The sequence below is a fragment of the Ideonella sp. genome, assembly GCF_036277275.1.
GTDB lineage: Bacteria > Pseudomonadota > Gammaproteobacteria > Burkholderiales > Burkholderiaceae_C > Ideonella.
The window spans coordinates 1-11,779 of sequence record NZ_DASUNH010000081.1 but is presented as its reverse complement, the minus strand read 5'-3'; the positions used below and the strand labels follow the sequence as shown (position 1 = coordinate 11,779).

General features: G+C 68.1%; 11 protein-coding genes and 1 pseudogene. 8 read left to right on the top strand and 4 right to left on the bottom strand.

The window, feature by feature from the left end; all coding sequences use genetic code 11:
* Window positions 1-511 (bottom strand): annotated as a pseudogene (locus VFY73_RS30445) (methyl-accepting chemotaxis protein); the annotation flags it as partial.
* 868 nt (window positions 512-1,379) lie between these two features.
* Here VFY73_RS30445 and rlmB point away from each other — a divergent pair.
* Both rlmB and VFY73_RS14245 read left to right on the top strand, forming a co-directional pair.
* Window positions 1,380-2,132 carry a 23S rRNA (guanosine(2251)-2'-O)-methyltransferase RlmB gene (gene rlmB, locus VFY73_RS14250; protein WP_329719816.1) on the top strand — a complete coding sequence of 251 codons (753 nt, stop codon included), beginning with the start codon at window positions 1,380-1,382 and terminating at the stop codon, window positions 2,130-2,132.
* Between the two features lie 74 nt (window positions 2,133-2,206).
* Window positions 2,207-2,899 carry a Sir2 family NAD-dependent protein deacetylase gene (locus tag VFY73_RS14245; protein WP_329719820.1) on the top strand — a complete coding sequence of 231 codons (693 nt, stop codon included), beginning with the start codon at window positions 2,207-2,209 and terminating at the stop codon, window positions 2,897-2,899.
* A 12-nt stretch (window positions 2,900-2,911) separates the two neighbouring features.
* Here VFY73_RS14245 and VFY73_RS14240 read toward each other — a convergent pair whose 3' ends face one another.
* The 3 genes from VFY73_RS14240 to VFY73_RS14230 all read right to left on the bottom strand — a co-directional run bounded on the left by VFY73_RS14240 (window position 2,912) and on the right by VFY73_RS14230 (window position 5,557).
* On the bottom strand, window positions 2,912-3,406 hold the full coding sequence (locus tag VFY73_RS14240) for a YfbM family protein (protein WP_329719814.1): 495 nt from the start codon (window positions 3,404-3,406) through the stop codon (window positions 2,912-2,914).
* 53 nt (window positions 3,407-3,459) lie between these two features.
* Window positions 3,460-4,737, bottom strand: a complete 1,278-nt coding sequence (locus tag VFY73_RS14235; protein WP_329719812.1) for a serine hydrolase domain-containing protein — start codon at window positions 4,735-4,737, stop codon at window positions 3,460-3,462.
* A 130-nt stretch (window positions 4,738-4,867) separates the two neighbouring features.
* On the bottom strand, window positions 4,868-5,557 hold the full coding sequence (locus VFY73_RS14230; protein WP_329719810.1) for a TetR/AcrR family transcriptional regulator: 690 nt from the start codon (window positions 5,555-5,557) through the stop codon (window positions 4,868-4,870).
* 71 nt (window positions 5,558-5,628) lie between these two features.
* Here VFY73_RS14230 and VFY73_RS14225 point away from each other — a divergent pair, with 71 nt between their 5' ends.
* The 6 genes from VFY73_RS14225 to tssA form a co-directional block, all read left to right on the top strand.
* Window positions 5,629-6,651, top strand: coding sequence for a saccharopine dehydrogenase family protein (locus tag VFY73_RS14225; protein WP_329719808.1), 1,023 nt, complete (start codon window positions 5,629-5,631; stop codon window positions 6,649-6,651).
* 91 nt (window positions 6,652-6,742) lie between these two features.
* A complete protein-coding gene (upp, locus tag VFY73_RS14220; RefSeq protein WP_329719806.1) occupies window positions 6,743-7,384 on the top strand; it encodes a uracil phosphoribosyltransferase in 642 nt (213 codons plus the stop codon).
* Window positions 7,385-7,568: 184 nt separating this feature from the next.
* Entirely contained in the window at window positions 7,569-7,979 is a 411-nt protein-coding gene (locus VFY73_RS14215; protein ID WP_329719804.1) for a low affinity iron permease family protein, read from the top strand.
* 165 nt (window positions 7,980-8,144) lie between these two features.
* Window positions 8,145-8,843, top strand: coding sequence for a response regulator transcription factor (locus tag VFY73_RS14210; RefSeq protein ID WP_329719802.1), 699 nt, complete (start codon window positions 8,145-8,147; stop codon window positions 8,841-8,843).
* A 171-nt stretch (window positions 8,844-9,014) separates the two neighbouring features.
* Window positions 9,015-10,727: a hybrid sensor histidine kinase/response regulator gene (locus VFY73_RS14205; protein ID WP_329719800.1), complete on the top strand. Its 1,713-nt coding sequence runs from the start codon at window positions 9,015-9,017 to the stop codon at window positions 10,725-10,727.
* A 92-nt stretch (window positions 10,728-10,819) separates the two neighbouring features.
* Window positions 10,820-11,779 (top strand): type VI secretion system protein TssA (gene tssA, locus VFY73_RS14200; RefSeq protein WP_329719798.1); only part of this gene is annotated, 960 nt, incomplete at its 3' end.

The window sequence follows — 11,779 nt, the reverse complement described above, 5'->3', positions numbered from 1 at the left end:
CTTCGCCCGCCACCACCGCGAAGCCGCGGCCTTGTTCACCGGCGCGGGCCGCTTCGACGGCGGCGTTCAGCGCGAGGATGTTGGTCTGGAAGGCGATACCGTCGATCACACCGATGATGTTGGCAATCTGGACGCTGGATTCGCGGATCTGGTCCATCGTCGCAATCATGTTGCCCAGGGCCTGGCCACCGGTCGTGGCCACTCTCGAAGCACCGGTGGCCAGGTCGCTGGCTTGCACCGAGTGATTGGCGCTGGAGCGCACGGTGGCTGCGATCTCCTCCATCGAAGAGGCGGTCTGCTCCAGGCTGGCGGCCTGCTGCTCGGTGCGCATGCTCAAGTCGTTGTTGCCGCGGGCGATGTCGCTCGATGCGGTGGCGATCTCCTCGATGCCGCTGCGCATCTCGCCAACCATGCGTGACAGCTGCCCTGTCATCTCGCCCAGCGCCTGTTGCAGCTTGCCGATCTCGTCGGCGCGGTCGCACTCGATCTTCGAACTCAGGTTGCCGGTGGCCACGGCATTGGCCTGGTCGACACAGGCATTCAGCGGCACCAGGATGCTGCGGCGGGCCCACAAGTACATGCTGAGCGTCACCACCAGCAAGGTCAGCGTGACGATCGCCATCATCCGGATGCCCGCTTCGCGGCTGGCCACGAAGCTCGTCATCGAGTCGCCCGCCAGTTGGTTGCCGGCCTCGACGGTGCGGTCCACGCCGCCGCGGTGTTTCATGTACAGCGCATTGACCTGCTTGAGCCCATCCTGGGCACCGGCGGTGTCGCCGCCGGCCAACTTGTCGAGCACCTCGGTTTTGGCCGCCGACATGAAGGCCTGGCCCGCCGCGTGCTGCTCGCCCAGCAGCAGCTTTTCCAGGCCGTACGGGGGATGGGCCGTCCAATAGTCGACCCGCGCCTGGTACTCCTTGCCCAGGCGGTTGAATTCCGCTGCCGCCCGGTCGTGCGGCAGCGTTTGCTCCACGGCCTGCGACAGCACCAGCCGCATCTCGATCAGGTACATCGGCGGCGGCAGGATGTCGGCGACCACGTCCTTGGCCACCATGGCCTTTTGCGCACTGCTGTCGAGCGCGTTGAAGCTGACCAGCGCTTGCCCCAGGACGGCCAGGCTGGCCACCCCACCTGCCAAGCCAATGGACATCAAAGCCAGACGCAGGGATTTCATCAGTTTCATGGCGACTACTCAGGCAAGGGAAAGGGACCGATGCCCGCATATCCGGTGGCGTTTGTGCGGGCAGTACGCCCCGGATATCGAGCGACCGGCCGCGAGCTTGAGGTTTGTCAATGCTGCACCGCGAACATGTACCGATGTAATCGATACCGCTGCGAGCGGACCGGCGCCTGAGTCGATGGGGCATGATGTGCGCACCATGACCCAGCGAATCCTTTTCGGCTTCCATGCCGTGACCGTGCGCCTGAAGACGGCGCCTGCTTCCATCTCCGAGATCCACGTCGACACGACCCGGCGCGACGCCCGCATGCGCGGCTTCGTCGAGCGCGCCCGCGAGGCCGGTCTGCGCCTGATCGACAGCGACGACACCCGGCTGTCCAAGCTGGCCGGCAACCCTCGCCACCAGGGCGTGGTGGCCCGGGTCGAGCCGCTGCCGCCGATGCACTCGCTGGACGAGATCCTCGAAGGGGTCGAGGCGGCGAAGGAAGACCCGCCGCTGGTGCTGGTGCTCGATGGCGTGACCGACCCGCACAACCTGGGCGCCTGCCTGCGCGTGGCCGATGGTGCCGGCGCGCAAGCCGTGGTCGCACCGAAGGACCACGCGGTGGGCCTGAACGCGACGGTGGCCAAGGTGGCCTCGGGCGCGGCCGAGACGGTGCCCTACCTGATGGTGACCAACCTCTCGCGCAGCCTGAACGAGATGAAGGAGCGCGGCATCCGCATCATCGGCACCAGCGACGACGCGACGCAGACGCTGTACGACGTCGACCTGAGCGGCCCGGTGGCGCTGGTGCTGGGCGCCGAAGGGGCCGGCATGCGGCAGCTGACGCGCAAGACCTGCGACGAGCTGGTCAGCATCCCGATGGCGGGGGCGGTCGAGAGCCTGAACGTGTCGGTCGCGGCGGGCGTCTGTCTCTACGAAGCGCGCCGCCAGCGACGCACGGCGGGCTGACGACCGTGGGTGATGCGGCGGGCGACCTGTCGAGGCTGCGCGCGCGGCTGGAGCGCGCCCAGCGCATCGCCGTGATGACGGGGGCCGGGATGTCGGCCGAGAGCGGCATCCCGACCTTCCGCGACGCGCGCACCGGCTACTGGGCCCGCTTCGACCCGATGCAACTGGCGAGCGAGCAGGGCTTTCGCGCCGACCCGGGCGGCGTCTGGCGCTGGTACGCCGAACGGCGTCAAGGCGTGCGCGCGGCCCAGCCCAATGCCGGGCATCTGGCGCTGGGCGCGTTCGCGCAGCGGCACCCCGGCCGCCTGACGGTCATCACACAGAACGTCGACGATCTGCACCAGCGCGCCGGCAACAGCGACGCGATCCGGTTGCATGGCGACATCCTGCTCGACCTGTGGCTGGACGAGTGCCCGCGCCGGGGCGTCGGCCGGCCTTGCGACACCGCCTGGGCCGGGGCGGGTGAGCCGCCGGTTTGCGGCGAGTGCGGCAATCGGTTGCGCCCGGGCGTGGTGTGGTTTGGCGAGAACCTGCCGTTGGCGGCCCTGACCGCGGCCGAGCAGGCGGCCGACCAGTGCGAGGTGATGCTGGTCGTCGGCACCTCGGGTGCCGTGTGGCCCGCCGCCGGTCTGGCCGCACGCGCGCGCGGCGCCGGTGCCTGGGTGGCGATCGTCAACCCCGACGCCAGCGAGATCGACAGCGATGCGCACCAGCTGGTGCGCGGCACGGCCGCCGGGGCGCTGCCGGCGCTGTTCGATGGGTGGTGAGGCGCTGGCGGTTCAGCAAGTCCACAGCAGCACGCCGTCGCCCCGGGCGGCAGCTTCGCGGTAGAAGTCGGCCATCAGCGCGAAGTTCTCGAGCAGGTATTGCAGTGCGTCGTCGCGATCGCGCAGCCAGATCCCTTCCGGATAAATGCCCTTGTCCTGCATGGCCTGCGGGTCGAAGCGCGCGCTGAGCTCGTCGGTCGTCAGGCTGTCCAGCGCGGCGGCGAGGCGAATGACCTGTTCGGGCGTCAGCAGACGTGCCGGCCCCATGCCGAGATCGGGGCCGATGTCTTCGGCGCCCATGATGGCCCACGAAAACGGTTCTCGCCCCTCCCGGGCCGTGCCGGTCAGCAGGTAGTGGATGCCGTGCCAGGCCTTGTCGACGTCGGTTTCGTGGGGCGGGCCCTCACCGTCGTCAGGATGCAGATAGTGTTTGATGTCGTCCGGCGCTGCGCGCAGCCGCGCGAGCGTGTCCGGCCCCACGGCCGCAAAACAGACCGCCATGCCCATGTTTTATTCCCTCCAGCGAACATGGATTATCGGAGGGGCGGGCGCCGGGCCGGCTACGGGGCGATCACCGAACCGTAAACCATGTTCATCAGCAGCGAGCGGTAGTGGTCGCGCTGCTTGATCGACTGGATCATCAGCACCACCCACAGATCGGTCTTCGGGTCGATCCAGAACAGCGTGCCAGCGGCGCCACCCCAGTGGTAGGTGCCCGGCTCCGACGGGCTGACGGCTTCGCCCTGTGCCAGCCGCACCGCAAAGCCCAGACCGAAGCCATAGCCGGGGCCGGGCAGGTACATCGGCGTCTTCTGGATGTGCGGGCTGACATGGTCGCTGGCCATGAAGGCGACCGTCTTCGGGCTCAGGATGCGCTGTCCGTCCAGGGTGCCGCCGTTGCGCAGCATCTGCACGAAGCGGGCGACATCCATCGCGGTGGACATCAGCCCGCCACCGCCCGACTCGCCCTTGCGCGCCACGCGCGGGTCGCCCATGTCGGCGTTCAGGCCGAGGCTGCGGTCATGGTCGAACGGCTCGGCGATGCGGCCCTGCTTGCTGCGGTCGGTCACGTAGAACGAGGTGTCCTTCATGCCCAGGGGATCGAACAGCCGGGTCTTCAGGAACGTGCCGAGCGACTGGCCCGAAACGATTTCGATGACGTGGCCGAGGATGTCGGTCGAGTGGCCGTAGTCCCAGGTGCTGCCGGGCTGCGACGCCAGCGGCAATGTCGCCAGGCGTGCGGCGAAGGCGGCGTTGTCGAGGTCTTCGAACAGCTTGGCCTCGTCGTAGGCGGTGCGCACCAGCGAGTTGCCGAAGAAGCCGTAGGTCAGGCCCGAGGTGTGACGCAGCAAGTCCTGCACGGTCATCTGGCGCCGCAAGGGCTCCAGCACGAGCGTTGGCTTGCCGCCGTTCGGCCCCGGCTTCTCGACGCCAACCTGCACCTTGCCGAAGGCCGGGATGTACTTCTCGACCGGGTCTTCGAGCTTGAGCCGGCCTTCTTCGACCAGGATCATCGCGGCCACGCTGGTGATCGGCTTGCTCATCGAGTAGATGCGGAAGATCGCGTCGCGCTCCATCGGCGCGCCCGGCACCGGGCCCAGGTCGCCGACCGCATCGAACCGCACCACCTTGCCGTGGCGCGCGACCATCAGCACGGCGCCAGGGATCTTGCCGTCCTTCACCCCGGCCATCAGCGTTGCGGTGATGCGTTGCAGCCGCTCGCTCGACATGCCTTGCGCCTCGGGCTTGCTGCGCGGCAGCTCGGCGGCCAGAACGGGTGCGAGCAGCAGGCCGCTGGCCAGGCACAGCGCCGTGGCCAGGTTTTTCAATTGCCTCATCGGGTCTCCTGTGCGGGTGCGCTGTTCGAGGGCGCAGAGCATCGCACAGGCCAGGCGTGCCGAGTGGTGTTGTTGGTTACTAACGAGTTACCGGGATGCTGCGGGCCACAGGCCGTGGCCGCCGCCGCATTCAGGCGCCAGCCCGTGCGCCGGCCAGCAATGCCTTCAGCGCGCCAAGCAACACGCCGGTGGCTTCTTCGGGGCTGAGCAGCGACGAGCTGACGAAGGCGCCGTTGACCAGCAGCGCCAGCTGCGCGCCCAGTTCGTCGGGGTGGGGCACGTTCAGTCGCTTGGCAATGTGGTGCAGACGGCTTCGCAGCGCCTGCATGTGGCGTTGCGAAACCTGGCGGGCCGGGTGGTCTTGTTCGGCGAATTCGGCAGCGACGTTGATCTGGGGGCAGCCGCGGTAGTTGGCGCGGGCCAGGCGTTCGCCGATCCAGCACATGTGGGCGGCCAGCTCACCGGCGGGGTCTTCACGGTGCTGCTCGGCCACGCTGTCCCACAACGCCCAGAACTCGAGGTCTTCGCGCTCCAGGAAGGCGACGATGAGATCGTCCTTGGTCGGGAAGTGGCGGTACAGGCTGGTTTTCGCCACTGCCGCTTCCTGTACCACCAGATCGACGCCGACAGCGCGCACGCCGCGCTGGTAGAACAACCTCGAAGCGGTGTCGAGGATGCGGTTGCGGACGTCAAGGGCCGGCTCCGTGACGGAGCCACCTGCCTGGGCGGGCGCCTTTGCCGGGCGCTTCGACGCCGCGTCGCCGCGGCCTGCACTGGACGACGGATCTCGTGGAGAGCGGGGGGCGATGGTGTTCGGCATGTTGACATGATACAGACCTGTCTGTATTCTTTGAAGGACAGACAGGTCTGTATCGTTCAAGAAAGGTTGCCATGCACGACTCATCCAAGCTCATTGCCGTTTACGGCGCCACCGGCCACACCGGCCAATTCGTCGTCCACGAAGCGCAGCGTCGCGGGTTGCCGGTGGTGGCGGTCGGGCGCAGCGCCGCGCGTCTTCAGGAGCTGTTTCCTTCAGCCGTCACCCGGCGCGTGGCCGCACTCGACGACCCAGGCAGTCTCGAACGGGCTTTTGCGGGCTGCGCGGTGGTCATCAATTGCGCCGGCCCCTTTCTCGACACCGCGGCGCCTGTCGCGCAGGCGGCACTGCGGGCGGGCTGCCACTACATCGACGTGACGGCAGAGCAGGCCAGTGCGCAGGCCAGCTTTGCCGAGTTCGACGCACCGGCGCGCGCCACGGGCCGGGTCGTCATTCCCGCGGCCGGCTTCTATGGCGGCCTGGCCGACCTGTTGGCCAGCACGCTGGCCTCAGCCGGCCCCATCGACGAGATCGCGGTGGCGATCGCGCTCGATCGGTGGTGGCCCACCGCCGGCACGCGCGAGACCGGCGAGCGCAACAAGGTACCCCGTGTGGTGGTGGCGAACGGGCGCCTGACGCCGCTGGTGCCGTCGGCCGAGGTGCCGGACTGGACCTTCGCCCTGCCGCTGGGTCGGCAGCCGATGGTCGAACTGCCGTTCAGCGAGACCATCACGCTGGCCCATCACCTGAAAGCCAGCGCGATCCGCTCGTTGTTGAACCGCTCGGCGCTCGATGACGTCCGCAACGCCGCGACACCCACTCCCACGCCGGTGGACCACAGCGGTCGCTCGGCGCAGCGTTTCGAACTGGTGGTGCAGGTCGTGCAGGCCGGCCTGACCAAGACGGCCGGTGTGCGCGGGCAAGACATCTATGCCGTGACGGCGCCGATCGTGATCGAGGCCGCACTGCGTTTGCTGGCGCCCTCATATCGGCTCAGCGGCGCGCTGGCGCTGGCCGAGGCGGTCGACCCCGTTGAGGTGCTGGGTGCGTTGCACGGCCGGGCATTGGACGTCTTCGGGAGTGCCTTGCCCGGTTGAGACGCAGGTGGCCCGGCATCGTGCAACCTGGCGGCGATCGGGCGCCAGGCTCACTACACTGCCGGCATCGCCCACTGAAGTACCGATCACCATGCCCGTCATCGCCGTTTCGCACCCCTTGGTGCGCCACAAGATCGGCCTGCTGCGCGAGGCCGATATCTCGACCAAGAAGTTCCGCGAGCTGACCGGTGAGCTGGCACGCTTGCTGGCCTACGAGGCCACGGCCGACTTCCCGCTTGCCAAGGTCACGATCAATTGCTGGAGCGGCCTGACCGAGGTCGACCAGATAGCAGGCCGCAAGGTGACCGTCGTGCCGATCCTGCGCGCCGGGCTGGGCATGCTGGACGGCGTGCTCGACATGGTGCCGAACGCCAAGGTCAGCGTCGTGGGCCTGAGCCGCAATCACGAGACGCTGCAACCCGAGCACTACTTCGAGAAGTTCGTCGGCAAGCTGGAAGAACGCACGGCGCTGATCATCGACCCGATGCTGGCCACCGCCGGCTCGATGATCGCCACGGTCGACCTGCTCAAGCGCCGCGGCTGCAAGGACATCCGTGCGCTGGTGTTGGTCGCTGCCCCGGAAGGCATCGCGGCGCTCGACAAGGCCCACCCCGATGTGCGCTGCTGGACGGCCGCCATCGACCACCACCTGAACGAACTGGGCTACATCATCCCTGGCCTGGGCGATGCCGGCGACAAGATCTTCGGCACCAAGGATGAGGGGACGGTGTAGAACCCCCCCCCGAGGGGGCTTTGCCCGGACATGAAAGGTCCAGTGGACCTTTCGTGCCTGGCAAAGGGGCGGGCAACTGGCCCGCCGCGGTCTGCAAGACCGCGCAGCGGACCGGCGAAGCCGGATCCGCGCACGCCACTTGAATGGGGCGGCGCTGCGCGCGCCCCGTTGGATCGGAGCTGCAATGGGCAACGGGAATTGGTATTCGCAGTTCGCCAAGACGGCGGCGCGCTTCTGTGGGAAGCCGCGGGTGTTCACGCTGGCTGTCGGTGTGATCGCGCTGTGGGCGATCACCGGCCCGATCTTCGGTTTCAGCGACACCTGGCAGCTGGTCATCAACACCAGCACCACCATCATCACCTTCCTGATGGTGTTCCTGATCCAGAACACCCAGAACCGCGACACCGAGGCGATCCAGATCAAGCTCGATGAGCTGATCCGCGCGACCAAGGGCGCCCACAACGCGTTGCTGGACCTGGAAGAGATGGACGACGAGATGCTCAACGCCTTTCGCGCCAAGTACGAACTGCTGGCCGAAAGCGCCCGAAAACAGGTGGAAGAGGGTGGTTTCGACACCGATTCACCCGAAGCCTGACGCTGAAACTGCACTGACCCAGCACGCCCGACCCTACTTGTCGAGTAGGTAATCCCTCCCTATTTTGTGGGGTGCGATCGGCTGTTGCCGCGCATATGATCGGCGCCGTAACGTCGGCTGAATCAACGCTCTCGAAGTGTTGGGCGGCCGTCGAGGGAGCGCCAAATGCAAGAAGCTTTTCGCCAAAGTAGCGAGAGCTCGTCGTCGGTTGCAGTTGCCCCCGTTTACGGGTCGGCTATTTCGCCGAAGCGAGTTCTCTTAGTCGACGACCACGAGTTGGTCCGTGTCGGCGTCAAATCGATGTTTGTCGAGTTGGACGGTACGCCTATCGTCTGGCTGGACGCCAGCTCGCTTCAAGAGGCGTTGAACGTCTACGGCAGCGACGAGGGCATCGACGCGGTGCTGCTCGATCTCAACCTTGCCGACTGCAAGGGGCTGCAGGGCCTGCGGCAGTTCATCCACGCCTATCCTTCTGCGCGAATTGCCATATTCAGCGGCACGCAGGACGAATTCGTGGTTCGGCAGGCCCGTGCCCTGGGGGCGGTGGGTTATGTGCCCAAGGGGGCCACGGCGGTCGAGGTCAAGAACACGCTCGCGTCACTGTTGTGGCCCCAGCGTAGCCGTGGCGCGATGGCGGCGGGCCCGCTGTTTCCGCGATTCCCCGCGTCCGCCATGTACGACCGGGTCGCCGAGCTGGGCTCGCGCCATTTGGACATCCTGGAGCAGGTGCTGTCGGGCTGCAGCAACCAGGAGATCAGCACCTCCACCGGGCTGTCGCTGGGCACCGTCAAGAACTACGTGTCGTCGCTCTTGTTGGCGCTGGACGTGAAGTCGCGCTCGCACATGATCAGCCTGTTCCGCTGATCACCTTACCGTCGGCCCGACCTGGTGAGCGCCCTGCTACGCAGTGCTGGCTCCGCAGTCCCCGCTCGCCCGGTGACGGCGGCGGACTACGTCGCGGTTGCGGGCGGGTGCGCCGGCGCCCCTGAAGACGACAGTGCGGGGCGCACCGAGAGGCGCGCCGTCGAGCGGCGCTTGCGGGATGCCGCGCTGCAGGCAGTCGCCGGCGGCGCGGCGCCGGCGGCGGCGTTCTTGTTGTCGCTGCTGCCTGGGTTGTTGTTGCTGAAATGGTCCGGCACGAACGGGCCCTTGTGGTGGGTCATGTGCGTCGGCGTGCTCAGTGGCCTGTGGTGGCTGTTGGCCCGCGCAGTGACACGGCGGCTCGGCTGGTTGGGCGACACGCGTCAGCAGCGCCTGCTCCTGGGCGCGCTGGCCGCGGGCTGCGTCGCGGCCCTCGTGGTGCTCGCTGGCCTGCCGAATCCGGCGTGGGCGTCCGGTGCGCCCTCGTTGCTGGTGCTGGTGGCGTTGGCGCCGACGCTGGCCTTCGTGCTGGCGCCGATGCGGGAGGGCTGGCTGGCCGTCGCGCTGGCGTCTAGCCTGCCGGCGATGGTGGCGCTGGTGGCGCTGGTGCGCGATGGCGTAGACGACGCGGAGGATTCGTTCCAGATCTTGTCCTACCTTGCGCTGGGGCTGGGCTCGACCTTGCTGGCCCGCTGGCGCTGGCGCAGCTGGGCGCACGACCAACGGGCCCTGATCCAGCGGGACGACCGGATCCGCGAACTTGAACTGGCCTGCAGCCAGGCCCGTCGGGCCGAGCAGGAAAAGACTCGCTTTCTCGCCTCGGCGAGCCACGATCTGCGGCAGCCCATGCATGCGCTGGGGCTGTTTGCCGCGACGCTCGAAAAGCGCCTGGTGGATTCGGCCGAGGAGCCGCTGGTGCGCAACGTGATGCGCTCGGTCGACGGCCTGGAACGTTCGTTCAACGTGATGCTGGACGTGTCGCGCCTGGATGCCGGCACGGTCGACCCGAACATCCAGCACTTCCCGCTGCGTGACCTGTTTCGACGGCTGCACATGCAGTATTCGGGGCAGGCCGAGCAGGCGGGGCTGGGGCTTCGGTTTTCGCCAGGCGGCAAGTCGGTCAGCAGCGATCCGCAACTGCTGGAGCGCATCCTCGGCAACCTGATCCAGAACGCGATCAAGTACACCGACGCGGGTGGGATCGTGGTTGTCGCGCGCAGCACGGCCACCCACGTCAATGTGGAGGTGTGGGACACCGGTGTCGGCATCGCGGCCGATGACCTGCCGCGTGTCTTCGACGAGTTCTGCCAGGTCGGGCGTGACCGGCGAGCCCGGGCCCAAGGGTTGGGCATGGGGTTGGCGATCGTCAAGCGCCTGGCCAAGCTGCTGGGGCATCGGCTGAGCGTGCGGTCGAGGCCGGGTGGCGGCACGATGTTTCGCATCGGCATCCAGATCGGCGGGCTGCCGGGCATCCAGGACGCGACGGCCGCTGCCGACACGTTGCCGATGCCGGTGCTGCAGCCTTGCTCGGTGCTGGTCATCGACGACGAGGCGCCGATCCGCGAGAGCCTGCGCATCCTGCTGGAGGAGTGGGGCTACGACGTCGTCTGTGCCGCCACCGCGCAGCAGGCCGAATCGGCGGTCCAGACGCAGGAGCTGCCGCCGGACCTCATCCTCAGCGACCTGCACCTCGGCCCTGGGCCGGACGGCATTGCCGCCATCGACGCGGTGCGGCGCATCTATGGTTATGAGGTGCCGGCCATCCTGGTGACCGGCGACACCTCGCACGAAGAACTCCGCCGCGCCACCGACAGCGGACACACGGTGCTGTTCAAGCCGCTGCAGGCGCGCAAGCTGTTCAACGCGCTCCACGGACTAGGGGGCTGAACACCTCGGGCGAAGTGACTTTCGGCTACTGCGCGGCGTGCGGTCGACACCTAGAGTGACCGCCACAACACAAGGATCGTGCGGAACCGGGTATGCCTGACTTCGACGTGGAGTCGCTGCTGTCGCCACTGGCGGGTGACGCCCCTTGTGGCGTCGACCTGGAGTACGACCCTGCCTTCCTCGCGCTGCAGGAGGCCGGCAACGGCCGTGCCGAGCAGCAGTACGGCGACACGGTGATCGCCGCCGAGGGGCCAGACTGGCCGGCGGTGAGCGTCGGCGCGCTGCAGCTGGCCGAGCGCACGCGTGATCTGCGGCTTGCAGTCTGGCTGGCGCGCAGCGGTGCGCGACTCGAAGGCTGGGCCGGTGCGGTGCGTGGCCTGCAACTGGTGCGGGGCCTGCTGGAGCGGCATTGGGACCAGGTGCACCCGCAGCTGGACGCCAGCGAAAACAACGACCCGACGGCGCGCCTGAATGCGCTGATGCCGCTGGTGCACCTCGAGGGCCTGGCCGATCTGCGCGCCGCCGAATTGACCGGCGCCCGAGGTGGCCCGACCGTGCGCCAGGTGGAGCTGGCCTCGGGCCGCGCCGAGCTGCTGCCCGACGAGGCGATGCCGACGGCGCAAGCGCTGGATGAAGCACTGGCCGCCGCCGTCGTCCGGTCGCCCGCGCTGGTGGAATCCTGGCAGGCCGGCCTGGCCGCCGTGCAGGGCATCGAATCGGTGATCGACCGCCATGCGCCGGCGCAGGGCCCCGATTTCGCGCCCTTGCGCAGGCTGATGCAGCACGTGGCCGACGCGGGCCGCCAGGCCACGCAGGCCTTGGCGCCGGCTGGCCAGGACGCACAAGCCGCCGCACCCAACGGCAGCGCATCGGCCGCGGTGCCGATGGCCGGCATCAACTCGCGCGAAGACGCCATGCGTGCACTGACGCGCGTGTGTGAATGGTTCGAGCGCAACGAACCCAGCCACCCCGCGCCGCTGCTGATCCGCCGCGCGCAGCGGCTGATGAGCAAGAACTTCATCGACATCGTCCGCGACCTGGTACCCGATGGG